The 26,063-nt window shown below is 57.6% G+C and carries 29 protein-coding genes and 3 tRNA genes; 20 read left to right on the forward strand and 12 right to left on the reverse strand.

Features of this window, described 5'->3' with window-relative positions:
* Positions 1-140: 140 nt before the first annotated feature.
* Together BLV81_RS09235 and BLV81_RS09240 are read left to right on the forward strand one after the other, a co-directional pair.
* The gene (locus BLV81_RS09235) at positions 141-842 is read left to right on the forward strand and encodes a GntR family transcriptional regulator (RefSeq protein ID WP_255365077.1); all 702 of its coding nucleotides are present in this window, start codon (positions 141-143) and stop codon (positions 840-842) included.
* A gap of 166 nt (positions 843-1,008) precedes the next feature.
* Positions 1,009-1,548: a DUF6622 family protein gene (locus tag BLV81_RS09240; RefSeq protein WP_092354657.1), complete on the forward strand. Its 540-nt coding sequence runs from the start codon at positions 1,009-1,011 to the stop codon at positions 1,546-1,548.
* Positions 1,549-1,625: 77 nt separating this feature from the next.
* Here the strand turns inward: BLV81_RS09240 and BLV81_RS09245 are convergent, their stop codons facing one another.
* Both BLV81_RS09245 and BLV81_RS09250 read right to left on the reverse strand, forming a co-directional pair.
* Positions 1,626-1,826: a YbdD/YjiX family protein gene (locus tag BLV81_RS09245; protein ID WP_041742732.1), complete on the reverse strand. Its 201-nt coding sequence runs from the start codon at positions 1,824-1,826 to the stop codon at positions 1,626-1,628.
* Positions 1,827-1,836: 10 nt separating this feature from the next.
* Positions 1,837-3,909 carry a carbon starvation CstA family protein gene (locus tag BLV81_RS09250; protein WP_092354660.1) on the reverse strand — a complete coding sequence of 691 codons (2,073 nt, stop codon included), beginning with the start codon at positions 3,907-3,909 and terminating at the stop codon, positions 1,837-1,839.
* 242 nt (positions 3,910-4,151) lie between these two features.
* On the opposite strand from BLV81_RS09250, the gene BLV81_RS09255 reads away from it, so the two are divergent.
* Positions 4,152-5,516 (forward strand): cache domain-containing protein, encoded by a 1,365-nt coding sequence (locus BLV81_RS09255; RefSeq protein ID WP_092354663.1) that lies wholly within the window; start codon positions 4,152-4,154, stop codon positions 5,514-5,516.
* A gap of 99 nt (positions 5,517-5,615) precedes the next feature.
* Positions 5,616-6,242, forward strand: coding sequence for a response regulator (locus BLV81_RS09260; protein WP_092354666.1), 627 nt, complete (start codon positions 5,616-5,618; stop codon positions 6,240-6,242).
* 24 nt (positions 6,243-6,266) lie between these two features.
* Here the strand turns inward: BLV81_RS09260 and BLV81_RS09265 are convergent, their stop codons facing one another.
* Positions 6,267-6,746 carry an SRPBCC family protein gene (locus tag BLV81_RS09265; protein ID WP_092354669.1) on the reverse strand — a complete coding sequence of 160 codons (480 nt, stop codon included), beginning with the start codon at positions 6,744-6,746 and terminating at the stop codon, positions 6,267-6,269.
* 395 nt (positions 6,747-7,141) lie between these two features.
* On the opposite strand from BLV81_RS09265, the gene BLV81_RS09270 reads away from it, so the two are divergent.
* From BLV81_RS09270 to BLV81_RS09280, 3 genes are all read left to right on the forward strand, one after another.
* Positions 7,142-9,205 (forward strand): UvrD-helicase domain-containing protein, encoded by a 2,064-nt coding sequence (locus BLV81_RS09270; RefSeq protein ID WP_092354672.1) that lies wholly within the window; start codon positions 7,142-7,144, stop codon positions 9,203-9,205.
* 41 nt (positions 9,206-9,246) lie between these two features.
* Positions 9,247-9,543, forward strand: a complete 297-nt coding sequence (locus tag BLV81_RS09275) for a DUF4404 family protein (RefSeq protein WP_255365078.1) — start codon at positions 9,247-9,249, stop codon at positions 9,541-9,543.
* A gap of 228 nt (positions 9,544-9,771) precedes the next feature.
* Positions 9,772-10,671: a recombination-associated protein RdgC gene (locus BLV81_RS09280; RefSeq protein ID WP_092354675.1), complete on the forward strand. Its 900-nt coding sequence runs from the start codon at positions 9,772-9,774 to the stop codon at positions 10,669-10,671.
* A gap of 36 nt (positions 10,672-10,707) precedes the next feature.
* Here BLV81_RS09280 and BLV81_RS09285 read toward each other — a convergent pair whose 3' ends face one another.
* A complete protein-coding gene (locus tag BLV81_RS09285) occupies positions 10,708-11,838 on the reverse strand; it encodes a GGDEF domain-containing protein (protein WP_092354678.1) in 1,131 nt (376 codons plus the stop codon).
* A 288-nt stretch (positions 11,839-12,126) separates the two neighbouring features.
* Here BLV81_RS09285 and BLV81_RS09290 point away from each other — a divergent pair, with 288 nt between their 5' ends.
* Positions 12,127-12,645: a hypothetical protein gene (locus tag BLV81_RS09290; protein WP_092354681.1), complete on the forward strand. Its 519-nt coding sequence runs from the start codon at positions 12,127-12,129 to the stop codon at positions 12,643-12,645.
* 289 nt (positions 12,646-12,934) lie between these two features.
* Here the strand turns inward: BLV81_RS09290 and BLV81_RS09295 are convergent.
* Positions 12,935-13,011: transfer RNA gene (locus BLV81_RS09295), tRNA-Asp, on the reverse strand.
* A gap of 35 nt (positions 13,012-13,046) precedes the next feature.
* Positions 13,047-13,122 (reverse strand) — tRNA-Val (locus tag BLV81_RS09300).
* 403 nt (positions 13,123-13,525) lie between these two features.
* Between BLV81_RS09300 and BLV81_RS09305 the strand changes: the two genes are divergently transcribed.
* From BLV81_RS09305 to BLV81_RS09335, 7 genes are all read left to right on the forward strand, one after another.
* Positions 13,526-13,990: an energy transducer TonB family protein gene (locus BLV81_RS09305; RefSeq protein WP_092354684.1), complete on the forward strand. Its 465-nt coding sequence runs from the start codon at positions 13,526-13,528 to the stop codon at positions 13,988-13,990.
* Positions 13,991-14,155: 165 nt separating this feature from the next.
* Complete coding sequence (rnk, locus tag BLV81_RS09310; protein ID WP_092354687.1) at positions 14,156-14,566, forward strand: nucleoside diphosphate kinase regulator; 411 nt, start codon at positions 14,156-14,158, stop codon at positions 14,564-14,566.
* Positions 14,567-14,677: 111 nt separating this feature from the next.
* On the forward strand, positions 14,678-15,187 hold the full coding sequence (locus BLV81_RS09315) for a hypothetical protein (protein WP_092354690.1): 510 nt from the start codon (positions 14,678-14,680) through the stop codon (positions 15,185-15,187).
* A gap of 187 nt (positions 15,188-15,374) precedes the next feature.
* Positions 15,375-15,674 carry an ElaB/YgaM/YqjD family protein gene (locus BLV81_RS09320; RefSeq protein ID WP_092354693.1) on the forward strand — a complete coding sequence of 100 codons (300 nt, stop codon included), beginning with the start codon at positions 15,375-15,377 and terminating at the stop codon, positions 15,672-15,674.
* Positions 15,675-15,698: 24 nt separating this feature from the next.
* Positions 15,699-16,085, forward strand: a complete 387-nt coding sequence (locus BLV81_RS09325; protein WP_092354695.1) for a phage holin family protein — start codon at positions 15,699-15,701, stop codon at positions 16,083-16,085.
* A gap of 14 nt (positions 16,086-16,099) precedes the next feature.
* Positions 16,100-16,477 carry a hypothetical protein gene (locus BLV81_RS09330; protein WP_092354698.1) on the forward strand — a complete coding sequence of 126 codons (378 nt, stop codon included), beginning with the start codon at positions 16,100-16,102 and terminating at the stop codon, positions 16,475-16,477.
* Between the two features lie 67 nt (positions 16,478-16,544).
* On the forward strand, positions 16,545-17,210 hold the full coding sequence (locus BLV81_RS09335) for a YiaD family glycine zipper/OmpA-like lipoprotein (protein ID WP_092354701.1): 666 nt from the start codon (positions 16,545-16,547) through the stop codon (positions 17,208-17,210).
* Between the two features lie 103 nt (positions 17,211-17,313).
* On the opposite strand, the gene BLV81_RS09340 is transcribed toward BLV81_RS09335, so the two are convergent.
* Positions 17,314-17,889 (reverse strand): c-type cytochrome, encoded by a 576-nt coding sequence (locus BLV81_RS09340; protein ID WP_092355057.1) that lies wholly within the window; start codon positions 17,887-17,889, stop codon positions 17,314-17,316.
* A 199-nt stretch (positions 17,890-18,088) separates the two neighbouring features.
* On the opposite strand from BLV81_RS09340, the gene BLV81_RS09345 reads away from it, so the two are divergent.
* The 3 genes from BLV81_RS09345 (at position 18,089) to BLV81_RS09360 (ending at position 20,124) form a co-directional block, all read left to right on the forward strand.
* Positions 18,089-18,164 (forward strand) — tRNA-Arg (locus tag BLV81_RS09345).
* Between the two features lie 441 nt (positions 18,165-18,605).
* A complete protein-coding gene (locus BLV81_RS09355) occupies positions 18,606-19,634 on the forward strand; it encodes an OmpA family protein (RefSeq protein WP_092354706.1) in 1,029 nt (342 codons plus the stop codon).
* Positions 19,635-19,719: 85 nt separating this feature from the next.
* Entirely contained in the window at positions 19,720-20,124 is a 405-nt protein-coding gene (locus tag BLV81_RS09360; RefSeq protein ID WP_092354709.1) for a hypothetical protein, read from the forward strand.
* Positions 20,125-20,171: 47 nt separating this feature from the next.
* Here BLV81_RS09360 and BLV81_RS09365 read toward each other — a convergent pair whose 3' ends face one another.
* Positions 20,172-20,453 (reverse strand): hypothetical protein, encoded by a 282-nt coding sequence (locus BLV81_RS09365; protein ID WP_092354712.1) that lies wholly within the window; start codon positions 20,451-20,453, stop codon positions 20,172-20,174.
* A 29-nt stretch (positions 20,454-20,482) separates the two neighbouring features.
* Positions 20,483-21,952, reverse strand: coding sequence for an AlkA N-terminal domain-containing protein (locus BLV81_RS09370; protein ID WP_092354715.1), 1,470 nt, complete (start codon positions 21,950-21,952; stop codon positions 20,483-20,485).
* A 160-nt stretch (positions 21,953-22,112) separates the two neighbouring features.
* On the opposite strand from BLV81_RS09370, the gene BLV81_RS09375 reads away from it, so the two are divergent.
* Complete coding sequence (locus BLV81_RS09375) at positions 22,113-22,952, forward strand: isocitrate lyase/PEP mutase family protein (protein ID WP_176992807.1); 840 nt, start codon at positions 22,113-22,115, stop codon at positions 22,950-22,952.
* A gap of 98 nt (positions 22,953-23,050) precedes the next feature.
* On the opposite strand, the gene BLV81_RS09380 is transcribed toward BLV81_RS09375, so the two are convergent.
* The 3 genes from BLV81_RS09380 to BLV81_RS09390 form a co-directional block, all read right to left on the reverse strand.
* Complete coding sequence (locus tag BLV81_RS09380; RefSeq protein ID WP_092354721.1) at positions 23,051-23,410, reverse strand: hypothetical protein; 360 nt, start codon at positions 23,408-23,410, stop codon at positions 23,051-23,053.
* Between the two features lie 111 nt (positions 23,411-23,521).
* On the reverse strand, positions 23,522-24,391 hold the full coding sequence (locus BLV81_RS09385; protein ID WP_092354724.1) for a class I SAM-dependent methyltransferase: 870 nt from the start codon (positions 24,389-24,391) through the stop codon (positions 23,522-23,524).
* 111 nt (positions 24,392-24,502) lie between these two features.
* A complete protein-coding gene (locus tag BLV81_RS09390; RefSeq protein WP_092354726.1) occupies positions 24,503-25,123 on the reverse strand; it encodes a response regulator in 621 nt (206 codons plus the stop codon).
* A gap of 240 nt (positions 25,124-25,363) precedes the next feature.
* Between BLV81_RS09390 and BLV81_RS09395 the strand changes: the two genes are divergently transcribed.
* The gene (locus BLV81_RS09395; RefSeq protein WP_092354729.1) at positions 25,364-26,056 is read left to right on the forward strand and encodes a response regulator; all 693 of its coding nucleotides are present in this window, start codon (positions 25,364-25,366) and stop codon (positions 26,054-26,056) included.
* Positions 26,057-26,063: the final 7 nt, after the last annotated feature.

Here is a 26,063-nt window from a genome sequence, read left to right on the forward strand (position 1 = left end):
TCAAAAAAAACGCAAAAAACCCGCCTCTCGCCAAAAAAAACGCGTCTCTCTCGAAAAAAAACACGCCTCTCCTGAAAAAAAACGCGTCTCTCTCGCAAAAAAATGCGTCTCTCGCGCCGGAAAACGGATCTGATCCGCGCTTGCCGCGCTATCTGCAAGTCCGTGACGATCTGCTTCAAAGGATCGCGTTGCGTAGCTGGGCCGCTGATGAGGCGCTGCCGTCCGAGGACAAACTGGCCGCCGAATATGCAATTGCCGTCGGCACCATGCGCAAGGTGCTGGACGCGCTGGTCACCGACGGCGTCGTCGATCGTGTGCGCGGCCGCGGGACATTCGTCGCGCGCGCTGCCGAACGCTCATCGATGCTGCGTTTCGTGCGGCAACACGGCAAAGCTAACAGTCAGCTGCCGACTGCGCAGATCCGTTCGATGACGACCGCCATACCGCCGCTTGCAGTGGCGGATAAACTCAAGCTCAAACCGCGCGACAAAGCGCTGTATCTGCACCGCACCCGTTCTTTCGACGATGAAATCGTGCTGTCGGAACATATCTGGCTCCCGCTCGCGCGCTTCAGGAAGCTACAGAAATATCTAAAAAGCAATTCTCCGCCATCGCTGTATCCCGTCTATGAGAGCGAATGCGATGTGCTGGTCTCGCGCGCCATCGATGACTTGACAGCGAAACCGCTGAACCGGGCCAATGCTTCCGTGTTCAAGCTGAAAACCAAGACCGTGGCGATCTGCGTCGAGCGGCTGATGCTGGACCATGCCGGCGAGCCGGTCGAATGGCGCACTTCCTTTGTGCCGGCCGAGCGTTTCCAGTATTCGGCAGAAATCCGCTAGGGTTCCGGCAGCCGGGGGCGGAACGCCAAGGCGGAAAACAAACCCGCAGCGCGCCATCCTCTCTGGCTGTCGATTCACGACGCATTCCTGCATTTCGTCGCTTTCCGCTTCTCCTGCCTCTGCGGCGACCAGATAATCGCCGCAGATCAATCAACCGGAGAACGACATGTTTGCACAAATCATTTCACACACACCGCTTTGGGTCTGGGCGCTACTGGCTTTCCTGATCTATCGCGGCGTCCTGGCCAGTGTCGATCGCGAACTGACGCTGAAGAAACTGTCCATTATTCCGCTGGTGATGCTGGCGCTGTCTTGGCAGGGCGTGTCCACCGTGTTCGGCGTCACGCCGCTGCCTATGCTGTGCTGGCTGCTGGCGGCCGCTCTCGCGGCGGCCTTGAACTGGCGCCTGTTCAGGACGGACAGCGTCATTGCTTATCCGGAACGCGGCGTGCTGCTCCAGCGCGGCAGCTGGCTGCCATTGATGCTGATGATGGGGGTTTTCCTGACCAAATATACGGTTGGCGTGACGCTGGCGACCCATCCGGCACTAGCGCACGATGCCGTGTTTACGGCCCTGGTCTGCGCACTCTATGGCGTCTTTAACGGCATGTTCATCGGCCGCCTGCTGCGCGTCGTCAGCCTCTATCACAGTGCAAAACAGATACAAGCGGCGCCAGCCGCCTATAACGGTCAGCTGAACGGCTGAAGGCGAGGCGAAAAAAATGCCGGCCGGCGAACCGGTCGGCACTAACATCCCCCATAGGACGCTTAACTTTTAAGCAGCTAGCAGCAGCGGCCAACCCGGCCATTGCCGCCATAGCGCGCTTCCTGGCGTTCCTTGAAAAACTCTTCGTAGCTCATCATCGGCTCGCCAGGATGGGTGTTTTCCATATGCGTGACGTACGTGCCGTACTCAGGCAAACCCACCATCAGCCGCATGGTTTGCCCGAGATAGCGTCCGGCTTTCGATAGTTCTTCCAGCATGAGTAAGCTTTCAGGCTGACGGCAAGGCACTCGCCGGCAATGATTCAAACGGGGTTTCGCTGGTGCTCGGGCGATGGGCGGCGCGCGCCGCCAGCACGGTCTTGATGCCGAAGCCGAGAATGCTCACCAGCACCAGGATAAAGAAGGCGGCCAGGCCCGCGTCCAGGTAATCGTTGAAGATCACCTGCTGCATTTGCGCGATCGACTTCGCCGGCGCCAGCAATTTTCCTTCCGCCAGCGCATCCTGATATTTTCCGGCATGGGTCAGGAAGCCGACACGTGGATTGGCGTCGAATATTTTTTGCCAGCCTGCGGTCAAGGTGCAAATCAGAATCCAGACTGTCGGCACGATGGTGACCCAGGCGAAGCGGTCGCGCTTCATCTTGAACAATACGCAGGTCGCCAGAATCAAAGCAATTCCCGCCAGCATCTGGTTGGAAATGCCGAACAAGGGCCACAAGGTATTGATGCCGCCGAGCGGATCGACCACGCCTTGATACAGGAAATAACCCCAGCCGGCGACGCACAAGGCGGTCGCGATCAGGCTGGCCGGCAGAGAATCGATCTTGCGCATGGACGGTACGAAAGTCCCGAGCAGATCCTGCAGCATGAAACGGCCGGCGCGCGTGCCGGCATCGACCGCGGTCAGGATGAACAGCGCTTCGAACAGAATCGCAAAGTGATACCAGAACGCCATCATGACTTTGCCGCCGCCTATGCTCGACAGGATGTGCGCCATGCCGACCGCCAGCGTCGGCGCGCCGCCGGCGCGGGAAATGATGCTGTGCTCGCCGACGTCTTTCGCCACCTGCGCCAGCATTTCCGGCGTGACGTGGAAACCCCATTGCGACACGGCTTGCGCTGCCGTTTCGACGGTAGTGCCGATCAATGCGGCCGGACTGTTCATCGCAAAATACACGCCCGGCTCAATGCAGGATGCCGCGATCAACGCCATGATGGCGACAAACGATTCCATCAGCATGGCGCCGTAGCCGATGAAGCGCGCATGGCGTTCGTTTTCCAGCAGTTTCGGCGTGGTGCCGGAAGCAATCAGCGCGTGGAAACCGGATACCGCGCCGCAGGCGATGGTAATGAACAGGAAGGGGAACAAGCTGCCCGACCAGACCGGACCGGAACCGTCCATGAATTGCGTGAAGGCGGGCATTTTCAGTTCCGGCGCAACGAACACGATACCCAGCGCCAAGCCGACAATGGTGCCGATCTTGAGGAAAGTCGACAAATAGTCACGCGGCGCCAGCAACAGCCAGACCGGCAGCACCGAAGCGATGAAACCGTAGCCGATCAGCATCCAGGTCAGCTCTTTGCCGGTGAAGGTGAACATGGCGCCCAATACCGGGTGTTCCTGCACATACTGGCCGCCGACAATCGCCAGCATCAGCAGCACAAAACCGATCAGCGAAATCTCGCCGATGCGTCCTGGCCGCAGATAGCGGGTATACACGCCCATGAACAAGGCGATCGGGATGGTCACCGCCACCGTGAAAGTACCCCAGGGCGATTCCGCCAATGCCTTGACCACGATCAGCGCCAGCACCGCCAGGATGATCACCATGATCATGAAGGTGCCGAACAAGGCAATCACGCCCGGCACCGTGCCCAGCTCGGACTTGATCAGATCGCCCAGCGAGCGGCCGTCGCGGCGGGTGGAGATGAACAACACCATCAAATCCTGCACCGCGCCGGCAAACACCACGCCGGCCAGTATCCACAACATGCCCGGCAGATAACCCATCTGCGCCGCCAGCACCGGGCCGACCAATGGACCGGCGCCGGCAATTGCGGCGAAGTGATGGCCGAACAAGACATTCTTGTTGGTCGGCACGTAGTCCAGCCCGTCGTTGTACTTATAGGCCGGCGTCATGCGCGTGGCGTCGAGACCCAGCACTTGGTCGGAAATGTAGAGGCTGTAGAAACGGTAGGCGATCAGATAGACGCAGACGGCGGCAATCACGATCCAGATAGCGCTGATGGATTCGCCGCGCTGCAGGCCGATATAGCCAAACGCGAATGCACCAAGCAGGGCCAGCGCAAGCCAGCCCATTTTTGAAAATAGACGATTCATTGTTCTCCTCCCAGGCGGGATTGGATGTTGTGGAATATTGTTTTTATTAGGCAGCAAAGCGTGCCGCCGCAGCATCTAGGCCGCGGCCAAAGTATTTGTCATATGCGGTATGAGAACAAGCGAGGAACTACGCAGTGTTCTTACGTAGCACTACGTAGTCGAAGTGGAAATCAACCGGGCTCATTAGAGGTTTTACCAGACGTTTTTAGTGATTCCCCGGCGATTCCGAGTAAAGTAAGGCCATGAAATTACGGCAAAAAATCATCTTCCTGGCGATCGTTCCCTTGATCCTGGCGCTATGCGCGATCGCCCTGGCGGTGCGCCACCAGGCGATTTCGCTCGGCCAGCAGCAGCGCGCAACGATCCAGGCGGCCTATCTGGCCAGCAAGGAAGCCGAACTGAAACACTACGTGGCGCTGGCCACGCGCTCGATTGCTCATCTATACGATTCCGGCCGCAACGATCCGGCCACGCTGGACGAAGCCAAGGCGATCCTGGGCAAGTTGTCTTATGGCGACGACGGTTACTTCTTTATCTACGACATGCAAGGCAAGAGCCTGATGCATCCGCGCCAGCCGGAGCTGGTCGGGCAAGATCTGTGGGATATGAAAGATGCCAACGGCAGCCTGACTATCCAGCATCTGATAGAGCGCGCCAGGAGCGGCGGCGGGTTTGAGCGCTATCTGTGGGAAAAACCGTCCAGCCACCATGTCGCGCCCAAGCTCGGCTATGTGGTGGCGCTGCCCAACTGGGGCTGGATGCTGGGCACCGGCATCTACCTGGACGATGTCGACGAAGCGCTGAACCAGATCGACGCCCAGGTATCCGGCAATATCCGCAACACCATGTGGTGGATTACCGCCATCGCGATCCTCAGCGCGCTGGCGGTGGGCGTGTCGGGACTGGTATTGAATATCAGCGAACACCGGGTGGCCGACGCCAAGCTGAAAGTCCTGGCGCAGCGCGTGGTGCGCTCGCAGGAAGAAGAGCGGGCCAGGTTGTCGCGCGACCTGCACGACGGCATCAGCCAGTGGCTGGTCTCGATCAAATTGCAGATCGAAGCCGCCATCGCCAAACTCGACAGCGGGCCGCAGCAGATCGCCGCCGCCCGCGCGACTTTCGAACGCACTGCCGGCCAGCTCAATGACGTACTGGGCGAAGTGCGCCGCATCTCGCACGATCTGCGGCCGGCGATCCTGGATGACCTCGGGCTGGCGGCGGCGCTTGAGCATCTGACGCATGAATGGCTGGAACACGCCGGCATTCCGATCGCGTTCAAGCACACCGGCAGTACCGACGGCATGCCGGCGGTCGCCAATACGGTGTTGTTCCGCATCGCCCAGGAAGCCTTGACCAACATCGCCCGCCATTCCCAGGCAACGCAGATCAATGTGCTGTTGCAAGGCGATGCGCAAGCGATTACCCTGACCGTGCAGGATAACGGCGTCGGTTTCGATGTCGACCAGATAGACGGCAATCCGAAACGCGGCATCGGCCTGCGCAATATGGTTGAGCGGCTGGAAGCGATTGGCGGTACGCTCAGGGTCAGTTCTACGGCAGCAGGCACCACGGTGCTGGCGACCATTCCTAATAACCTGCCACAATAATAGAAACGTCTTATTTAATCAGTTGAGGACCGAGTCGCACGGATAGTGTAATTCGCCACGCTACGGTGGCTCTTAAACTCTGTCCCGCAAATAGTGAAAATGTCTGAAATTATTACCAAAATCATGCTGGTCGACGACCATCCGCTGGTGCGCGACGGCTTGCGGGCGCGGCTTGAAGCCGTGCCGGCGTTCGCCATCGTGGCCGAAGCCGGCAGCGCCGAAGAAGCCTTGCAGCGCGCGCAGCAGCAGCCGATCGACCTGATCCTGATGGATATCAATCTGCGCGGCAGCATCAACGGCATCGACCTGACCGCACGCTTTCACGTCAGCTTCCCGGAAATCGCGGTGCTGATCCTGAGCATGCACGACAAGACCGAATACCTGATGCAGTCGGTACAGGCGGGCGCCCGCGGCTATGTATTGAAAGATGCGCCCGGCAAAGATATCGTGCATGCGATAGAAACCGTGATTTCCGGCGGCATGTACTACAGCGCGGCGCTGGCGCAAAAGCTGGCGCGGCCGATGACGCCGGGGCAATTGCTGACCGCGCGCGAACGCCAGGTATTGCGGCACATCGCCGATGGCGAATCGAACAAGCAGATCGCGCGCGAGCTGGATTTAAGCGTGCGCACCGTCGAAACCCACAGGCTGAATATCAAGCGCAAGCTGGAGATCGAGGGTCAGGCAGAATTGATCAAGTTTGCGGTGGAAAATAATTTTCGCTGAAAAGATTGATCCGGCTGGTAATTGTTACCCCAGCCGTCCCTCTGCCGCCAGTTCGCGGATCACGCGTATGGTGTCGATGTCGGCTTCTTCATAAGCCGAGCGCCGGAACTCGTCATAAAATTCCTGTTCGGCTTGCGCCGCCGGCTGCCGTTCGACCGCATCGTCTTCATATTCAAACCGTACGAACAGCATGTCCGGTCCGGGCTCTTCAATCGTCATGATCAGGCTGGAGCCGGCGATATCTTGCTGTTTCGGCACCTGGTAGCGCACCTGCAGCTGCGGCAGGTAGCTGACCACATCCTTGACGGTCACTTTGCCGTACCGCAATTCGCGCGTCACCGACTGCACCGATTTGTCCGACAGACTGCAATCGTCCAGATGCTCGACAAACAACATCGGCTGCTCAGCCCGCATCACCAGCCCTCGCCATAGTTGTTCGCGGCTCAAGGAGTCGATCAGCGGATTGAGAGGATCGTTGATTTCGATCAAGTGACTGAATTTCATGGCATGTCCGGCAAATAGTTGATGACAGATTGTCCCATATTCGGCACTAAAGCTGGTGCAACACGCTAGGGCCTGTTAACAATTGATTTGGGAGATGCGTTCAAGCCAAAACGTGTGCTGGCAAGGCGCGTGGCACAGCAGGGGCCGAGGCCCCTGCAAGCCATGCAACGCGGCTAGCGCACGTTTTGGCTTGAACCCTTCGGGAACGGCTGCAGGCGTCGCATGCCGTTGTTGCGACTCCTTGCCGTAGCACCGCTACGTCGCGTCCTCGCGCCTAGGCACGCAACGCCTGCCGCGCGTTCGCACTTCCAAATCAATTGTTAACAGGCCCAAGCAACCGTACCCGCCCTCCCGCGCACTGTTAAAATACAGCGCTTTGCTCCTTCCGGTCAGTTATGTCGTCTACTCCCAATTTCGGTCTCAATGCTCCCCAACGGGAAGCCGTCAAGTATCTGGACGGCCCCTGTCTGGTGCTGGCCGGTGCTGGCTCGGGCAAGACGCGCGTGATTACGCAGAAAATCCAGCATCTGATCGAGGATTGCGGTTATGACGCCAGGCACATCGCGGCGCTCACCTTTACCAACAAGGCCGCCACCGAAATGCAGGAGCGTATCGCCAAGCTCCTGAAAGATCCGAAACAAGCCAAGCACATCACCGTCAGCACCTTCCATTCGCTGGGGGTCAAGATCCTGCGCCAGGAAGCGCGCGAACTGGGCTTGAAAGACCGTTTCTCCATCATGGATAGCGACGACTGCTTTTCGATTGTGCAAGACCTGGCGATTACCACGGATAAACAGCTGATCCGCCGCATCCAGACCGCCATGTCGCTCTGGAAGAACGGCCTGATCGATCCCGAACAAGCCATCAAGCAGGCTGTTACCGAAGACGAAGCGCAGGCAGGGCGGATTTATCGCAGCTATGTGGCGACGCTGGCGGCCTATCAGGCGGTCGATTTCGACGACCTGATCCGCTTGCCGGTGGAGCTGTTCCGCAGCAATGAAGCGGTACGCGACAAATGGCAACGGCGGCTGCGCTATCTGCTGGTCGATGAATATCAGGATACCAATACTTGCCAGTACGAGCTGGTCAAGCTGCTGGTGACCGGACTCGGCAAGAAGCCGATGTTTACCGCAGTGGGCGACGACGATCAGGCGATCTACGCCTGGCGCGGCGCCACCATCGAAAACCTGAAAACCCTGCAGGTCGATTTTCCGGACCTGAAAGTGATCAAGCTGGAACAGAATTACCGCTCTTCCACCCGCATCCTGCAAGCCGCTAACGCCGTGATCGGCAACAATCCCAAGCTGTTCGACAAAAAACTGTGGTCGGAACACGGACTGGGCGATCCGATCAAGGTGATGGGCATGGAGGATGACGAGAAGGAGGCCGAGCAGGTAGCGATCATGCTGTCGGCTCATCGCTTCGAGCGGCGCGCCAAGTTTTCCGACTACGCCATCCTGTACCGCGGCAACCATCAGGCGCGGACCTTTGAAAAAGCCCTGCGGCGCGAACGCATTCCCTACACGATGTCGGGCGGCCAGAGCTTTTTCGACCGCGCCGAAATCAAGGACATCATCAGTTACCTGCGCCTGATCGCCAACGAAGACGACGATCCGGCCTTTATCCGCGCCATCACCACGCCCAAGCGCGGCGTCGGCCAGGCGACGCTGGAAGTACTGGGCACCGTGGCCGGGCAATGGCAGTGTTCGCTGTTCGAAGCGGTGTTCAAGGGCGGCATCGAGGCCAAGCTGACCGATCGCCAGCTCTATCCGCTGCGCGAATTCTGCCATTTCATCAATCAGCTGGAAGCCCGCGCCAGCCGCGTCGGCCCTGCCGGCAGCGGCGAGAATGCGGCCGCCGTGCTGGACGACATGATGAAGGAAATCAATTACGAACATTATCTGTACGACAGCTTCGACGACCGCGCGGCGCAAGGCAAGTGGCAGAACGTGCTGGACTTCACCAACTGGCTGAAGGAAAAAGGTACAGGCGGCAAGGATGGCGCAGGCGAAGAGCGCAACTTGCTGGAGCTGACCCAGATGGTGGCGCTGATGTCGATGCTGGAGGGCCGCGACGAGGAACCGGATGCGGTGCGCATGTCGACCTTGCACGCTTCCAAGGGACTGGAATATCCGCATGTGTTCCTGATCGGGGTCGAGGAAGGCATCTTGCCGCATAAGGGCGATCCGGATGCGCCGCCGGAAACCATCGCCGCCCGGATCGAAGAAGAGCGGCGTCTGATGTATGTCGGCATCACGCGCGCCCAGCGCAGCTTGCATGTCAGCTGGTGCAAGAAGCGCAAGCGCGCGGGCGAATCGGTCGTTTGTGAAATATCACGCTTCGTCAAGGAAATGCGGCTCGACGAGGGCGACGCCATGCCGACCGAGGCCGAGCAGATCACCCCGCAAAATCGCCTGGCCAATTTGAAGGCTTTGTTGCAGAAGCCGAGAGCCGCGTGAGATGATAAGCATTAGAGTAAAACCTTTCCAGGAGTAATACCATGAGCATAGACAACATCAAGACATCGCTGGAAAAACTCCGCAGCACGCTGGAAAGCAGCGGCACGGTGGACAGCGAGTTGAAAGGCTTGCTGCAATCGCTGGACGCCGATATCCAGGAATTGCTGAAATCCACCGAGGCCGCAACCAGCACGACGGCGTCAGCGCCTGCCTCCGATCTCCGCTCCGCCCTGATAGAACGCGCCCAAGGTATTTCGGCTCGTCTGGCAGTACGCCATCCGCATCTGCAACCCGTATTGCGTGAAATTGCCGATACCTTGACCAATATGGGCATTTGATCGGGATTTGTTCACGTATCACCTGGCAGGCCGGAGGGAATAGCGCCTCCCGTCCTGCACACTTTTCAGGCAAGTCCGGCGACAGCTGCAAGACCTGCCGCTGCACTCATCCGCCCGGCTTGTTTAGCCGCGGTTTTTGCCATCTTACTTGATTGTTTTGCCCTCTGAACTCCCCCTGCTCAGCCGGTTGGGAGCAGAGCGATTGTCATTATTTTTTATTGGAACGCCATGTGGTTTAAAAATCTGCAGATCTACCGTATTCCCGCGCCATGGGCCATTTCGGCCGAACAACTGGAGGCGTTTCTGGCGCCGCAGGCATTTGCCAAGTGCAGCAGCCTGGAATTGCAAAGCCAGGGCTGGCTGTCGCCGCGCGACAACGGCATGCTGGTGCATACAGTGAATCGCCAGATGATGATTTTGCTGGGTACGGAAAAGAAATTATTGCCGGCCACGGTGGTCAATCAGGTGACCAAGGCGCGCGCCGCCGAAATTGAAGAACAGCAAGGCTATGCGCCCGGCCGCAAGCAACTGAAAGATCTCAAGGAACAGGTCACCGACGAGCTGCTGCCGCGCGCGTTCAGCATCCAGCGCAATACCTGGGTCTGGATCGATCCGGTCAACGGCTGGCTGGTGATCGACGCCGCCAGCCCGGCCAAGGCAGAAGAAATCCTCAAACTGCTGCTGGGATCAGTCGACAAATTGCTGATTTCCGGTCTGCGCACTGCCCATTCGCCGCTGACCTCGATGACCAACTGGCTGGCATCGGATGAAGCACCGCACGGCTTTACCGTCGACCAGGACACCGAATTGCGCGCCGCCGGCGAGGGCAAGGCTACCGTGCGTTACGTGCGCCACACCATCGAAGCCGACGACGTGCGGCGTCACATCGCCTCCGGCAAGCAATGCACGCGGCTGGCAATGACCTGGGCCGACCATATTTCCTTCGTGCTGACCGAATCGCTGGCGATCAAGCGCATCGCCCCGCTGGACGTTCTGAAGGAAGGCAACGACACCAGCAGCAAGAATGACGACGAACGTTTCGATTCCGACATGATGCTGATGACCGGCGAGCTGAACAAGATGCTGGGCGACCTGGTATTTGCGCTGGGCGGCGAACCGGCAGTCTGACGCAAACGGTCGACAGGGGCGGTTGAAACCCCGCCCTTAGAAAGCCCTGATGGTGGTGCCGCCGTCAGTAGATTCGAAACTGTCAGGGCTGATCATGACGCGGTTGCGGCCTGCCGCCTTGGCGCCATACAGCGCCATGTCGGCACGCTGGAAGGCCTCGTCTATGCTTTCGCCCGGCCGGAAATCGGTAATCCCGATGGAAGCCGTCAGGGTAATATCCTTGCCGAACCTGCTCCAGTCATACATCTCGGTCTCGGCGCAAATCCGGTCCAGCGCCGTCACGCCCTCTTGCACCGTGGTGCCGGTCAGCACCAGTACGAATTCGTCGCCGCCGTAACGGGCAAAATGGTCGCTCAGGCGCATTTCATTACGCACGATCTCGACAAAGGTCTTCAGCACCATATCGCCGGCAGCGTGGCCAAAATTGTCGTTAACCGACTTGAAGCCGTCCAGATCCAGGATGGCGATGCAGAAAGGCGTGCCGCCGCGCTGGAAGCGCTTTTGCTCGACCGCCAGGATTTCCATCAGCGAACGGCGGTTTTCGATATTGGTCAGCTCATCGCGGGTGGCCAGCTCCTGGACCCGCTTCATCGCCAGCACCAGCTGCTGGTTCTTTTCCATGATCTTGCGCTGCATGCGGCTCAGCATATTGGTCAGATAGATGCAGCGGCCCAGCGTCAGGATGAAGGACAGGCACACCAGCAACTGGCTGAAATTGTTCGCCACCGGCAGCCGCAGGTGTGCGCCGGCGACGCTGAAAGCCAGCACCAGGGCGAGCGAACCGACCAGCCAGCTCACCACGTACCAGAAGGTGCTCAGGCCCAGCACCCCGAAGCCGTAGATGATGAAGAAATTGATCAGGAACAGGTAGCCCACCTGCGGCGCCAGGATCATGAAACCGGTCTGCAGCAGCAAAGCGACGACCACCTGCGGGAAAGTCAGGGCCGGATCCTTGTAGCGCCGGTTGAAGCCGCCACGGATTATCAGGTAGAAAATACCGTTGCTGATCACCACGGCCATGCCATAAAGCAGCACGATTTCCAGCTCAATCACCCCGGCACGGGCAAAACCCCACAGCAGCATGGTGTCCAGCAGGCTGCTCAAGGCAGCGCGCCCGAGCATACCTAATGCCATCGCATTCACTTCTTTTCGTCGTTGCGGTTTCATGTCTCCGACTTCCCGTTGATTGCCATTGTTTTTTTCACCCTTATAGGCAACCAGCAGTCACGCATGACTGACAGCGATTCATGTTGTGGGAGAAATGGATGCAGGACATGGTGCCAAAAAGAAACAATAATGCCATGTTCTGGTGGTCGCACGGATGCGGAATTAAGTTATGTATCAAAATTATTGCACTACAGATATTCTATAGCTTACTGGTAATTTAAGCCGCATCGGCAAAAGTGGCACAGCAAATTTTAGGCGTCTTTAGCGTTTTAAGGGGATCAGGGCAGTATGAGAGTCGTTATTTTATTATTAGTTGCCATCGGGATAGGCAGTTGGTACTGGAATCGTCAAAATTCCATCGATGAGGAGAGCGTCACACGCTTTTACGACACCGCCACCGAGCACGTCCTGAATGGCCGCGGCAAGGAGTTGTGCGCCATGCTGACCAAGGATTTCACGCGCACCGGCATCAATTCCACCAGCCAGGGACGGCTTCAAGAGAATTTTAACAAGGATGAAAGCTGCGACAAGTACAACAAGATGTTTGAATCGCTGGCCCAAGCCGGAAGGCAAGGCGGCATCTCGACCAATTACCAGGTCACCATCGAACATATCGAGATCGGCAAGGATCGCAAGAGCGCAGAGGTGAAGGTCGCCACCAACATCAGCATGGCCGTCGGGCCGATCGGCAGGATCGCCGAGACCAGGGATAAAAGCAGCGAAACACTGGTGATCCGCAACGGCAAGCTGCTGCTGCAAAAATCCGAGGGCAGCGCGATAACCCGCACCATCGGCGACCGGTTTTGATTCCCCCTTTGAAATTGCGGGCAAAAAAAAGACGGCCTTGCGGTCGTCTTTTTCATATTGATTCTTGAAATACAAATGCCCGCTTGCGCGGGCATTTGTATTCTGGCGGAGTGGACGGGACTCGCCTACACTTTGCAGGCCGCTGCTGCGCTTGCAAGCGCAGCCCTTCGATTCCCGCCGGAAGCCGCGCAGGCGGCTTCCTCCACTCCACAGAGCGATATCCCCGCAAGCGGGAATATGAAATTGATTCTTGAAATAAAAACGCCCGCTTGCGCGGGCATTTGTATTCTGGCGGAGTGGACGGGACTCGAACCCGCGACCCCCGGCGTGACAGGCCGGTATTCTAACCAACTGAACTACCACTCCTAAACTACTGCTTCATTTACGATCGTCTGGCCACTTGGTGGGTGCTGAGAGGCTCGAACTCCCGACCTACGCCTTGTAAGGGCGCCGCTCTACCAACTGAGCTAAGCACCCAAAATGCACACTTAGACAGCCAAACTTTCTTAGCGTATGTCACTACGCCTGAAGGGGGCAGATTGTACAACGGTTTTTTTAAATTTACTAGCGCTTCGTCACATTTTGTTTTGAAAAGTTTTTTGCAGTACTGCATTTGCGCCCGCAACCCCGCGTATTTACTGGATTGGCGGCTCCGGCGGCGAGTTTTAATTTTCTCTGTAATTCGTCTGTGCGATTCTTTTTACCGAGTCTGTTTACCGAGACGGAACATCAGGCGCATATCGACTGTCTTAGTAGAATGCAGCTTGATAGAGTTCGTTGCTAACGGTGCTGCAGCTGGATTATCCAGCCATCTTAGACTTGCATCAAACACTATTAATACTCATAAAATAATTAATCTAATCTATGGAGATGCACTGAGATGAATGCCCGAATCAGGATAGGCTTGTACGCCTTCAGCGCGATCATGCTGGCCGCCTGCACCAACAAGCTGGCGGAATCGCCGCTGTCCTCCACCACGTCAAACGCAACTTCAACGGCCACCACGCTGGATGACTACAAGCGCGGGCTGGCGCAAAGAATTGTCGCGGTCAACTCGAGCGCAGTGTACGTCGGACGGCCGCAGGCACTATTGCGCGCCGTGATTGTCGTCAAATATTTCGTGAGCGCCGACGGTCAATTGCTGCGCGCGGACATTTTGCGCAGCAATCGAGACCGCAATGCCGAAGCCACCGCGTTGGCAACGCTACGGCGTGCCGCTCCTTTCCCCAAACCCGATAGCAGACTCTTGCGCCGCGGCGAAGTCGAGGTCGCCGAAAGCTGGCTGTTCAATGACGACGGCCGCTTCCAGTTACGCTCTATCGCAGAGCGGCAGATGGACGAGTAAGCGCCAGCGCTATTGCCCGATCGTGGCGCGACGGTGTCCGACTTGCTTCCAGCGCGCTTCTCGCCTACCATCGAGCTACCAGCCGGAATGCAAAGATCGACCCCGTGTGCACTCCGCCACGCCGCGTTCGCACCTATATCCCCTTTTCTACGAGACAGCATCGCAATGGATAACCAGCCGCCACTCCTCATTTCCAGTTTCGACCTGGAGCGTATTGAACAATTGCTGGCATCCCGCGCCTACCGCAACCTGCCCGGCATCGGCGCCTTGCAGAACGAACTGAGCCGCGCCACCGTGCTGGCTCCCGAAGACATTCCGCCGGGTGTAATTACAATGAATTCCGCGGTGCGTTTCGTCGATGAGGTCAGCAACACGGAATACGGCATGACGCTGGCCTACCCGAGCCCATTCAATCCGCCTGACGCGGTATCGATCCTGGCGCCGGTCGGCAGCGCCCTGCTGGGGCTGTCGGTAGGGCAATCGATTTCCTGGCAAGGTCCGGGCGGCCGGCCTTTAAAGCTGCGCATACTGGACGTGACCTATCAGCCGGAAGCCAACGGCGAATTCCATCTCTAATAAAATGCGCAATGGCGCGCTGCATCGTCAACGGTGCAGCCGCAAATTTTCGCAAGTTTTCGATACGCGGGATTTTCGCGTCAGTTACACAAAGAATAAAGACAGGCCATCATGTTAAGTGCAGATTATCAACGCCCTGCCAAGCTCTACCGATACTCGGAACGGCAATGGCTGGAGCGCTCCCTGACGCTCGGAGAATTTCGTTTGCGTCCGCCCGCGGAAAGCCTGCAAATCAGCAATCTCCATCATTCGCGCGGCGCGACAACCCGGGCGGCGCCGCAAATGCTGACCTTGAGCTTGAGCAGCAGCGATGACGCCAGTTTGTTCAACGCGTTCGCCCCATCGGATTGCCGCCTGGTGATTCACGACACGGAGCAATTCGGCGAGTTGATCCATCGCGCCGCGCAGCGTGTGCTGCCGAACTGGGCCGGGATTGACGCCGCCGTCAGCTACGGCCAGCCCAGCCCTTTGGGCAGCGCTTTCAGCAAAGCCAAGCGCGACGCGTCCCACCAGGAATGGCTGTTTGCCTGGCGGCCGGCGCAGGCGACGATCGCCTTGCGCCCTATCGTTATCCAGATCGGCAACATCGAAGCGATTGCGGAACTGCAAAATAAGAAATAAGACTTGATTGCGGCAGCACAAGTCCCCCGTCCCGGGTGACTGGCAGGCGCACTATCAATATCAAAAAAACACTTTGTTGGCAGGTAGGCATAGGAGCCTGTATCATCGCTACGACTAACTCAGTTCCGCCGCAGTTTTTACAGAAGCGGCCGCTATACTAGAAATTCACGAATGAAGGAGCCACACGATGCACCGATCCACTCTGAGAACCCGCAGCGATCTGCGCAGCATGGTCGAAGATGCGCAACAGCTGTTTCGCGAAGCGGCCGCCAGCACCGGCGAGAAAGCCGAAGATTTGCGTGACAAAGGTTTGGAACTACTCGACTCCGCCGTGTCTAAGGCACAAGACGTGCAAGCTGCCGCCATTGAAGCAGGCAAGGAAATCGCCGCCACCACCGACGACTACGTCCAGGAAAATCCGTGGCGCGCGATTGCCATTTCGGCCGGTATCGGCTTGCTGGTCGGCCTGGTCATTTCCCGCAAATAATCGCAGCATAACTATCAGGCTCGCATGAACCCACAACAACCCAAGCACGGCAGTCCGGGCCTGGTGTCCGGGCTGGTCGGCACCGCCAAGAACATGTTTGCGCTGGTGATTAGCCGCATCGAGCTGGCCGCCCTCGAATTCTCCGAGATCGGCCCCCATCTGTTCCAGTTATTCCTGGTCTGTGCGCTCGGCATCGTCGCCTTGTGGTTTGCGCTGGCCTTCTGGAGCGGCCTGGTGCTGGTGCTGGCCTGGGAGGCCCTGGGCTGGAAGATACTGTTGATCCTGGCCGTATTCTTTACGATTCTTGCGATCGGCACCGGCTTGTACGTGCGTAGCGTTTTGCGCCAGGGCCGGCTCGGTTTGCCGGCGACCATGGCCGAACTGCGCAAAGACCGCGACGCCTTACTTTGAAAACGGGACCTGACATGAGCAGACATTCAGGACTGGACAGCCAGCTTTCAACCGCCGAGCGCAAGCAAAAGCTGTTGCAGGAAGGCGCACGATATCGCGCCGACATGCTCGTCTCGCGCGATATCGTGCGTGCTAACCTGAACAGCAAATCGCTGGCGTCCATCGTGCTGGGCCGGATGACCGGCATCGCTACTTCGGTGTTCAGCAATCCGATCAATCTCAAGAGCGCCAATCTACGGGCCGTGCTGCCGCTGCTGCTGACCGGCGCATCATGGTTATCCAGGCGTCATGCCCGCAAACCCCTTCTTATCGGCGCTGCCGTCATCGCAGCAATCGGCGGCGCGGCGTTTATCAGCAGTAGAAATACCAAGGCAACAACGGACGATGAATAGCCGCAATCTCCAGCCGGAGATGCGGAGTTTTTTGCTGATGCTGTCTCAACCTAAGAGAGGAAAGTCAATGAATAAATTCAAGATCGGCGCCCTGGTCCTGGCGGTTACCGTGGCAACCGCGGGCTGTGCCAACATGACGGAAACCCAAAGAGACACAACGATGGGCGCCGGCGCCGGTGCTGTATTGGGCGGCCTGGTAGGCGGCATTGCAGGCCCGGGCGGTGCCGGACGGACAGCTGCCGGTGCGGCGATTGGCGGTGCAATTGGCGCGGTTGCCGGCAATATCTGGGGTAAGCGCCAGCAAGAACAAAAAGCGGCGATGGAAAAAGCTACTGCCGGTACTAACGTACAAGTCACGCAGACAGCCGATAACCGCCTGAAGGTCAACGTTCCAGCCGATACCGGCTTTGCTACCGGACGCGCCGACCTCAATCCAGCCCTGCGCCCGATCCTGGACCAGCTGGCGACAACGCTGGCCCAGAGCCCGACATCGCTGGTAGAAGTCTACGGCCATACGGATAATACCGGTACGGACGCCATCAACGGTCCGCTGTCACGTCAGCGCGCACAGAATGTCAGCAGCTACCTGAGCAGCCGCGGCGTCGCGCCAAACCGCATCACCATGGATGGTCTCGGCTCCTCCCAGCCGCTGGTTGCCAACGATACGGCAGCCCATCGCGCGACTAATCGCCGCGCCGAGATTTATGTCCGGGAACCGGCTCCTGCTCAGTAAGGCCGGCAACAGGTTTATTGATCTGCCGACCAAGCCCTCGGGCGAAAAAAAAACCAGTCAATGTTTTGACTGGTTTTTTTTCGACTCCCGGATCAGGATTGAATTACTTTGCTGCCGGCTCCGCAGCGGCACTGGCTGCAGCGGAGGCTGAAGCAACAGCGGCTGGCGCCGGTACTGCCGGTTCCTTGAACTTGCCGCCGGATTGATTGGCCATATAGACCACGGCGCGCGCTACTTCGATATCGTCCAGGTCGGCATTGCCGCCCTTGGCCGGCATCGCCCGCAAACCGTGCAATGCATATCCGACCACCTTGTCGTAGCCGTCGGCCAGACGCGGACCCCAGGCACCGGCATCGCCAACCTTAGGCGCACCCGCTACGCCAGCTGCATGGCAAGCTGCGCAAGTAGATTTGAAAACTTCTTCGCCCGACAGCAATTGCTTCGGTGCGTTGACATCCTTGAAGGTGAAACCGGCATCGGCCACAGGGCTGATACGGGCGGCAATCGCTTCCGGCGTCTGCCCTTCGGAACCGGCGCCGACTTTCTTGCCGGCAGTGACGTATTGCACCAGCAATACGATGCAGATGATAGGGACCAAAAAGCCCGCTGCAATGGCAACGATCAGTTGCTTCGGTGTCCTGATCGCGGATTGATGTTCTTCGTTATGTGCGTCGCTCATGATTCCCTCAGTGCAATTTTCAAAGCCGTAGCCGGATAGGCGCAAAAAACAGTTGAAACCGCCCAAACAGCGCACGATCCCCCGCCAAACCCTTGATTATAGTCGCAATAATTACTATTTGGAACGGAGAAACGTTGCTTTACATGGACGCGCGCGCAGAAAAACGGTATCCTTCATGCCTCTTCACCGTTCCTCTTATGCGGCTGTAGCTCAGTGGATAGAGTATTGGCCTCCGAAGCCAAGGGTCGCTGGTTCGATTCCAGCCAGCCGCACCATATTATGCAATAAAATCAAATGGTTACGCGCTTATGCATGTAGCCATTTTTTATTTTCGCTTCGATCATCGCTCCATGTAACCGCTGTGCAACCCGATTTGACGAATAGTCGGCTTTTTCGCGGTATCACGGCCCGGCTCGCCCTAGTTCGTGTCGCCTGTTGTAACTGTGGCAGGTACAGCGGCAGTCTGGCCGCGGACTACCCCCCCGCCGAAGCTTGATAAACGTCGATGGCGGCAATAGCGATCAGTGCGACGTTAATGATGTACTCAGTCACACCTTGGCCCGGCTGACGCGACAGCAATTTGCGTTGTTGCATAAATTCCCCTTGATTTTGAACTACAATAAAATTGCCTAATTGCATTAAATGCTGATTTGTCATCCGTAAAAAATTGCAATAACCCCTTTAAAATCTCCGCAGTTATTGTTGCGAACACGAACATGTCTCCAAATTTAAAACTCGCCATTGCCCTCTCTTTGTGCATTTCCGTCCCGCTGTTTGGTTGCAAGCGCAGAGATGAGGCCACCCCGGCTGGGGTGGCACATGCCGCCACCGTGGCGCCGATAAAAGCCGTCGATTCGCAACCGGACGGCGGCGTAGCCAAAGCTACGTTCAATATCGACAACGTCCCCGTTTCCAATGTCCCGCTGCCGCCATTCCCTTACCTTGACTGGCCTCAGAATCTTGCCGAAGGCGGGCGTTTCAGCGACAAATCGGATTTCGACCGCGGCTATGTGGTCGCCGGCGATCAGTTACGCGCGGTGGAAGGACGTATCGAAAACCGCCGCTTCTCCGACGCGGATGCCCAGCTAACCCCGCTGGCATCGCAGCGCAATTACGAAACTGCTATCAAGGCCCTGGGTGGCGTCAAAGTGAATTCCGTGCTGCCTGGCGACCCCGCTTTGGTCGCAGCGAATGGCGGCGATCTAGGCGACCTCATCGTCAACAAGCTGGGCCTCAAGGATTATGTCAACGCCTATGATGCTTACCTGATCAGGACGCCGGAGAGAAATGTGTGGATTGCCGTGACGACCAGCAGTAACTCAACGCAGATAACCGCAATCGAAGAACAGGCGATGAAGCAGCAAGTAGCCTTCGTGACTGCCGATGCCATGCAGACCGCATTGAATGCCAAAGGACACGTCGCCCTTTATATCAATTTCGATACCGACAAGGCCGCGATCAAAGCAGACGGATTGGCGGCCGTGAACGAGATCGGGAAATTACTGGCGAAGGTTCCGGCCCTCAAATTGTCAGTGGAAGGACACACTGACAACAGCGGCGACGCGCAGCACAATAAAGCGCTTTCGCAGCAGCGCGCGGAAGCGGTGGTGACTACCTTGCTGGCTAAGGGAATAGATAAGGATCGCCTGAGCGCCATCGGTCTGGGCGCAGACAAGCCGATTGCCGACAATGGCAGCGACGAAGGCCGCGCAAAAAACCGCCGCGTAGAACTGGTAAAACAGTGATGAAATTGTTTCGATAGCCTTGCTGCACGCTGCGGCAATGCAGCAAGACATTCCGACGCCTTTTTAACCCAAATGACTCTCAACAATGAAATCATATAAATTCAGCCTGCTTTGCTTAGCAATTGTTGGCATTTTCGGCTCCAGCACGGCAGCCGCCCAACAAACCTCTTTCCGTGTAAACGCTATGGAAGAAAAGAAGAACGCGATCGTGAACGTGGACCATGGCATGGTCGCCGCCCTTGGCCAAACCACGACTCTTAACGGAATAGTCGGCACAACCAAAGATTTCAAGGGACAGGAAATACCAGCTTACGTGGTGTTCGACCATTCCGTACCCGAATCCAAACTGATGACTCTTGCTTCTTTTCAAGGACACCTGGCAGGGTCGATGAACTGTCAGCTCATTCGCCTAGGAAACAGTCCCGACATTCCTGCGGTCAAGATCGCAGTACTCGCGCAAAACTGCACGGTTAAAACACTCAATCATTGATTTACTTACGGTAATTCCATGGGTGTAATTCAAGCGCCCCATTCTGATCACGAACTGCTGCACCCAAGCGCTTCGTGATGCAGGACGAACTCGCCGGCGGCGGGGATCCTGTCGTCATGCCTGGTGCAAACATGCCGCCGTATTCCACTGCTTTCCGCCGCGATGGGGTTTCGGGACTGGTTCTCTTTCATCACCCCGCGCACCTCAAATCCCACGTGGTCGAGCACGGTTTTTTTGTCGCTCAATAATTCCAGCACTTGCCGCCCCGGCCGGCGATCGGCGAACAGAACGTGCCCGTCGGCGGCCATGGCGTTCTTTGCGACATGCATTATTGCTTGCCCCAGAAAATTTCCTTAGATCAAACAATCGACGCCCAAAGATGCTGCGCCGCATACGCGCGCCATGGCCGCCAGGTTTCGGCACGCGCTGTTAATTCCTTGGCATTCGGCCGGACACCCTCATGCACCGCAATCGCATGCATCAAAGCCACATCTCCCGCCGGGAAAGCATCCGGCTCGCGTAGCTGACGGAGCGCGATGTATTGCGCGGTCCAGTCGCCTATGCCTGGCAGCGCGCGTAATTTGAGCACGGCTTCCTCCAGGCTGGCGCGGGGGTCCAGCAATTGCGGATCGGCTACCAGCGCAGCTGCCACCGCAGACAAGGTTGCGGCGCGCGTTTTCGGCATGCCGAGTGGCGCCAGATCCGCTTCTGCCACGCGTGCGGCTTGCGGGAATACATGGGTCAGTCCGGGCCGGTCTGCGCTGGGATCGCTGAGCGCTTCGCCGTATTGCGCTACCAGCTTGCTCGCCAGCTTTATCGCGGCGGCGACGGTAATTTGCTGCCCCAGCACCGCCCGCATCGCCAGTTCGAAACCGTCCCAGGCGCCGGGTACGCGCAAGCCTGGCCGGGCAGCGGTCAGCCTGGCCATCAATGGATCTGCGGATAGTTGGCGGTTGATGATTTCAGGGTCGGCTGCCAGGTCGAACATTCTGCGCAAACGGGCGATGATGACGGATAACGATGACAGGCGTGGAAAACGTATGGTGACTTTCAGGGCATTGCCGTCGCCCTGTTGCACTGCCAGCGTGCCGTGTACGCCATCGAGCTTGATAGTGCGGTAATAACAACCGTCTGCCACCAATTCCAGGCCGGAGATTGCGCGCGCACTCAAGAACGCCAGCACGGCCGGCCAGTCGTAGGGCGGGCGATAGCGCAGCAACAGCGTCACTCCGGTCTGCGCGGATTGCTCGGGCTGGCTGCCGTGGCGCAGTGCACTGGGCGGGCGCTGGAACAAATCCTGGAAAACCTCGTTGAAGCGCCGGATGCTGCCAAACCCGGCAGCGAACGCGATCTCAGTAAGCGGCATACGGGTCTCGTGGATCAGCTGCTTGGCCAGCAACACCCGGCGCGTCTGCGCTACGGTAACTGGCGAGGCCCCCAGATGCTGCGCAAACAAACGGCGCAATTGCCGCTCGCCTACGCCCAGGCGCTCTGTCAGTGCGTCCATCCCGTCGTCATCCAGCGCGCCCGTGTCGATCAGCGCCATGGCGCGCGCGACGGTATTCGATACACCCGTGTTGGAAACGCCACGCCACGCGCCTGAATCAGGTGCGGCTTCCGGCCGGCATCGCAGGCAGGGGCGAAAACCGGCTTCCTGTGCAGCGGCGGCCGTCGGCAAAAACAATACGTTTTCCGATTTGGCAGTACGTGCCGGGCAAATTGGCCGGCAGTAGATGCGTGTGGTTTTGACTGCAATGAAAAACCGTCCGTCAAAGCGCGCATCGCGGCTGGCCAAGGCCCTGTAACAGGTGTCGTGATCGAGTTCCATGCGGCATGATCGCGCCGATAGCAGGTGATGTCTAGCGCTTTTCGGACATCGTCATCAACATAAAGAAACCGCCATGGCGAGGTCCGAAAAGCGCCAGTTCAGCGATTGGAGACAGGGAATAATTTGCGCTGTTCATCGCTAACCACTCATGGAGATACGCATGCAAAAGCAAAAACAGCTCGCCAGCCATTTTCGCAATCTTAACCAGCAGGGCAATTTTTTGTTGGCCAATGCCTGGGATATCGCCAGCGCCCGCATCTTTGAGGAGGCAGGCTTCCCCGCCATCGGCACCACCAGCGGCGGCATCGCCTATGCGCACGGCTATCGCGATGCCGAACTGATTAAACGCGATGACATGTTGCGCCATATCGCCGCAATTGCCGGCGCAGCAACGGTGCCGGTGACAGCCGATATCGAGGCCGGCTATGGCGCTTCGCCGCAAGCGGTGGCCGATACCATCCGGCGCGTGATTGAAGCGGGCGCCGTCGGCGTCAACCTGGAAGACAACAGCCATGGATTTGGCGCGTCGCCCTTGTTCGGCGTGGAGGAACAGTCGGCCCGTATCGCAGCGGCTCGTAGCGCCGCCGAACAAACCGGCCTGCCGTTATGGATCAACGCCCGCACCGATACTTATCTGTTGGGCTTGGGCGATGACTTCGATGCGCGTTTTGCGATGACGGTGACGCGCGCCAACGCTTATCTGGCTGCCGGTGCGGATATGGTGTTTGTGCCGGTATTGACTGACCTGGCCCAGATCAAGCGCTTGCGCGCCGCCGTATCCGGTCCGATTAGCCTGATGGCCATGCCGGGAGCGCCCTCGGCCGCCGAGCTGTTCGCGGCCGGCGCGCAACGCGTCAGCCTGGGTGTCTGCCCGATGTTGGCGGCGATGGGTACGATCCGGGATATTGCTCGCGAGGTACGCGCCCATGGAACCTGGCACGCCATGCAACGCAGTTTTTATGGTTTCGCGGAAGCAGAGGCGCTATTTGCTGCGCCTTGAAAATCCGGCCTCACAGCCATGATCGAGCGAATGCCGATCAATAGATGGATGGATTGACGACAGAATTCTCTGTCGCAAATCGATCTTCAAACCGGCATTTATTTACTGTTCAGCGCCGGCCAAAATCGCGGACCGCCATCGCCGTAACGGTCGTCAAAGCGCTGCAATACGGCCTCGCGCGCTGAATCGGACAAACTCGGATATTTGTCGCCTTGCTCGATGGCGGCGTATTCTTCCCCCGCCTTGGCAAGGTCCGCCGGAATATGAAAATTGGCGACGAAATCTTCTTGCCATTGCTCCGTAACCTTGGCGACGAGCGCTGCACGTGCGGCGTGATTCAACACACTGAATTCATCCGCGCCGGCTGCAATCCGCTGCAACGTCTCGGTCAGTCCTCCCTCGGTCAACGGTGCCTTGGTGAACTCCTTTACGGCATGTGTGCCACTCGTCTTAGTCATGTCACTCTCCTCGGTTAGGTGGTGCGATGGTGGACGGCCCGCTTGCGGCAGGCAAAGCTGTTATGTGATCAGGATTGGGCAGGATTGAGTTCCGCTTTTAAATCTCGTTCGTCAAGGCGTGGTAAAAAACCGTTGTTCCATTTCTTCCAGCCCCAGGGTGTGCAGTACTTCTTGCAAACGCTCGGTCGGCCGCTTGCGGGGTAGATCGCGATAACTGGCAATGATCAGTTCATTCTTCATGGAGTGCTCCCAGCCTACCAATTCCGTTACGCTGACTTGATAACCGTGCGCTTCCAGTTGCAGGCAGCGCAGCACGTTAGTGATTTGGCTACCGAATTCGCGCGTATGCAGCGGATGACGCCAGATTTCCGTCAACGCTTCTTTCGCCAGCGATTTACCCTTGTTCTTTTTCAATACCGAAGCCACTTCCGCCTGGCAACAAGGCACCAGTACCATGAAACGCGCCTGTTTCTTCAGGCCAAACTGAATCGCATCATCCGTCGCCGTATTGCACGCATGCAAGGCCGTTACAACATCGATCCGATCTGGCAGCGCAGCGGATTCTATCGATTCCGCTACCGACAAATTGAGGAACGACATGCCCGGAAACTCCAGGCGTTGCGCCAGCTCTTGCGATTTTCTCACCAGCTCTTCGCGGGTTTCGATACCGAAGATATGCGAGTTGTCAGTCAGCGTCTTGAAAAACAGGTCGTACAGGATGAATCCCAGATACGACTTGCCGGCGCCATGGTCGACCAGTTGCACCCCGCCCTGTTCCTTCTGGATTTCCTGCAGTAAGGGCTCAATGAATTGATATAAATGATATACCTGCTTGAGCTTGCGGCGGCTGTCTTGATTCAATTTTCCGTCGCGCGTCAGGATATGCAACTCTTTGAGCAACTCTATCGATTGGCCGGGACGAATTTCGTGCTTGGACGGCTGCTGACTGGGGGAAATGGATTCTTGCTTGATACCGTTCATGGAGCTTGCTTTCTGTCGCCGGACTAAGCGGCTATTACGCAAGTATAACGGCTTCGGCGGCAAGAGGCTCTGATAACTGCCGGCAGCTACCCTTGAATCCCCCGCCGGAATCTAGCTGATGCGCCCCATGGTGCTGGTATATCTGCCCAGTTCGATATCATTGCGCAGTCCCATTTTTTTCATTGCAGAGGCCTTTTGCAAGCCCACCGTTTTAACGCTCTTGTTGAGTTGTTCGGCAATTTCGCGCAGGCTGTTGCCGACCACGTACATCTTGAGCACCTCCACTTCGCGCCTGGTCGGCAACCTGCCGCTCGGGCCTTTCTTCAGTATAGGTAGCGCCGATTTACCGATATACGGCGCGGCAGGCGAACCTTCCAGCATGGCGCGGCCGAGTTCCGCCATCTCGTCGCGTTTGTGCAGCAAGCCCTTCACGCCGCAGTTGATAATCTGATACAGCACCGCGGGTACGTCAATCATCGTCAACACGATCAGCTCCAGCGACGCATAGTCGCGCTTTAGCTGACTGAATAAGGCACAGCCGCCGCCAATCCGATTGATCGGCATGGAGAACTCCGTGATCAATATGTCGCACGGCGTATCTTTCAAGCGCGCCAGCAGCTCTGCCACCGAGGACGCCGTTGCCACCACGGCAAAACCGGGCATCTGTTCGACATATTGCCGTACTCCGGAAATGATGGCCGGCTGATCGTCGGCCAGGATGATCTTGATCATGAAATTTTCTCTCCGCAACAAATTGACGGTGCCAGCTTAGGATTCCACTTATCGTTATCAATTAGGAAACATTGGACTTACAAATTATTAAATATATAAGTAAATTTCATAAATGTATAGTTTAATTGCTAACTTTTTGATGAAGCAATTAGAATCGATTCCGCTGCAGCCCTCGCTGGGACAGCTTGAATTTTCTGGACCAGCTCCGATCCTGTGCGGCATTTGCGATGGAGAGTCAAAGTGAAGATTGTTTTGGCGGACGACCAACCCATGTTTACCGCAGGGGTGCGCAATTATCTCAATCACGTGCCGGATTGCCGCGTGGTGGCCAGCGTCACCAGTTCCGATGAACTGGTCAGATGCCTGGAATCCACGCCATGCGACCTGGTCATCACCGAGTTTGCGATGCCCACGGTGCGTGTCAGCGACGGCTTGCATTTGCTGTCCTACATCCGGCGTCACCATCCGCAAACCTGGCTGGTGGTGCTGACCATGAACGCGTTTCCGGTGGTGCTGTACCAGATCTTCCATAGCGGCGCGAATGGCTTGCTGCACAAAAGCGATGAAATTCCCGAACTCGGCAAGACTATCCGCCACCTTGGCAACAGTTCACCCTATGTGGGACCGTCCTTCAAGGCGCTGCTGCGAAACGGCATTGACGGACAAGCCAAAGGCCACATTCCCAGCCCGCGTGAAACCGAGGTACTGCGTCTATACGCGGCAGGCAACAGCCTGCGCGATATCGCCAGGCGAATGAACAAGAGTGTAAAAACAGTCAGTTTGCAAAAAGCCTCGGCCATGAAAAAGCTCGGCCTGCGCAATGACATCGAACTGGGCCGCTACTGCGCCAAGGTCAGCGGCGATATCGTCCAGCCGCCGGGATGCGGCGACTGGTTTCTGCCAGGCCCCGAGAGCAGTGGCTATAGAAACTGAATCTGCG

This window comes from Collimonas sp. OK242 (assembly GCF_900107095.1).
Taxonomy (GTDB): Bacteria; Pseudomonadota; Gammaproteobacteria; order Burkholderiales; family Burkholderiaceae_D; genus Collimonas.

What these genes read in the sequence shown, in the direction of transcription:
- BLV81_RS09240 (WP_092354657.1), top strand. Translation starts at nt 1,009, where the DNA reads ATGTTTGCACAAATCATTTCACACACACCGCTTTGGGTCTGGGCGCTA.
- BLV81_RS09245 (WP_041742732.1), bottom strand. Translation starts at nt 1,826, where the DNA reads ATGCTGGAAGAACTATCGAAAGCCGGACGCTATCTCGGGCAAACCATG.
- BLV81_RS09250 (WP_092354660.1), bottom strand. Translation starts at nt 3,909, where the DNA reads ATGAATCGTCTATTTTCAAAAATGGGCTGGCTTGCGCTGGCCCTGCTT.
- BLV81_RS09255 (WP_092354663.1), top strand. Translation starts at nt 4,152, where the DNA reads ATGAAATTACGGCAAAAAATCATCTTCCTGGCGATCGTTCCCTTGATC.
- BLV81_RS09260 (WP_092354666.1), top strand. Translation starts at nt 5,616, where the DNA reads ATGTCTGAAATTATTACCAAAATCATGCTGGTCGACGACCATCCGCTG.
- BLV81_RS09265 (WP_092354669.1), bottom strand. Translation starts at nt 6,746, where the DNA reads ATGAAATTCAGTCACTTGATCGAAATCAACGATCCTCTCAATCCGCTG.
- BLV81_RS09270 (WP_092354672.1), top strand. Translation starts at nt 7,142, where the DNA reads ATGTCGTCTACTCCCAATTTCGGTCTCAATGCTCCCCAACGGGAAGCC.
- BLV81_RS09275 (WP_255365078.1), top strand. Translation starts at nt 9,247, where the DNA reads ATGAGCATAGACAACATCAAGACATCGCTGGAAAAACTCCGCAGCACG.
- BLV81_RS09280 (WP_092354675.1), top strand. Translation starts at nt 9,772, where the DNA reads ATGTGGTTTAAAAATCTGCAGATCTACCGTATTCCCGCGCCATGGGCC.
- BLV81_RS09285 (WP_092354678.1), bottom strand. Translation starts at nt 11,838, where the DNA reads ATGAAACCGCAACGACGAAAAGAAGTGAATGCGATGGCATTAGGTATG.
- BLV81_RS09290 (WP_092354681.1), top strand. Translation starts at nt 12,127, where the DNA reads ATGAGAGTCGTTATTTTATTATTAGTTGCCATCGGGATAGGCAGTTGG.
- BLV81_RS09305 (WP_092354684.1), top strand. Translation starts at nt 13,526, where the DNA reads ATGAATGCCCGAATCAGGATAGGCTTGTACGCCTTCAGCGCGATCATG.
- rnk (WP_092354687.1), top strand. Translation starts at nt 14,156, where the DNA reads ATGGATAACCAGCCGCCACTCCTCATTTCCAGTTTCGACCTGGAGCGT.
- BLV81_RS09315 (WP_092354690.1), top strand. Translation starts at nt 14,678, where the DNA reads ATGTTAAGTGCAGATTATCAACGCCCTGCCAAGCTCTACCGATACTCG.
- BLV81_RS09320 (WP_092354693.1), top strand. Translation starts at nt 15,375, where the DNA reads ATGCACCGATCCACTCTGAGAACCCGCAGCGATCTGCGCAGCATGGTC.
- BLV81_RS09325 (WP_092354695.1), top strand. Translation starts at nt 15,699, where the DNA reads ATGAACCCACAACAACCCAAGCACGGCAGTCCGGGCCTGGTGTCCGGG.
- BLV81_RS09330 (WP_092354698.1), top strand. Translation starts at nt 16,100, where the DNA reads ATGAGCAGACATTCAGGACTGGACAGCCAGCTTTCAACCGCCGAGCGC.
- BLV81_RS09335 (WP_092354701.1), top strand. Translation starts at nt 16,545, where the DNA reads ATGAATAAATTCAAGATCGGCGCCCTGGTCCTGGCGGTTACCGTGGCA.
- BLV81_RS09340 (WP_092355057.1), bottom strand. Translation starts at nt 17,889, where the DNA reads ATGAGCGACGCACATAACGAAGAACATCAATCCGCGATCAGGACACCG.
- BLV81_RS09355 (WP_092354706.1), top strand. Translation starts at nt 18,606, where the DNA reads ATGTCTCCAAATTTAAAACTCGCCATTGCCCTCTCTTTGTGCATTTCC.
- BLV81_RS09360 (WP_092354709.1), top strand. Translation starts at nt 19,720, where the DNA reads ATGAAATCATATAAATTCAGCCTGCTTTGCTTAGCAATTGTTGGCATT.
- BLV81_RS09365 (WP_092354712.1), bottom strand. Translation starts at nt 20,453, where the DNA reads ATGCATGTCGCAAAGAACGCCATGGCCGCCGACGGGCACGTTCTGTTC.
- BLV81_RS09370 (WP_092354715.1), bottom strand. Translation starts at nt 21,952, where the DNA reads ATGGAACTCGATCACGACACCTGTTACAGGGCCTTGGCCAGCCGCGAT.
- BLV81_RS09375 (WP_176992807.1), top strand. Translation starts at nt 22,113, where the DNA reads ATGCAAAAGCAAAAACAGCTCGCCAGCCATTTTCGCAATCTTAACCAG.
- BLV81_RS09380 (WP_092354721.1), bottom strand. Translation starts at nt 23,410, where the DNA reads ATGACTAAGACGAGTGGCACACATGCCGTAAAGGAGTTCACCAAGGCA.
- BLV81_RS09385 (WP_092354724.1), bottom strand. Translation starts at nt 24,391, where the DNA reads ATGAACGGTATCAAGCAAGAATCCATTTCCCCCAGTCAGCAGCCGTCC.
- BLV81_RS09390 (WP_092354726.1), bottom strand. Translation starts at nt 25,123, where the DNA reads ATGATCAAGATCATCCTGGCCGACGATCAGCCGGCCATCATTTCCGGA.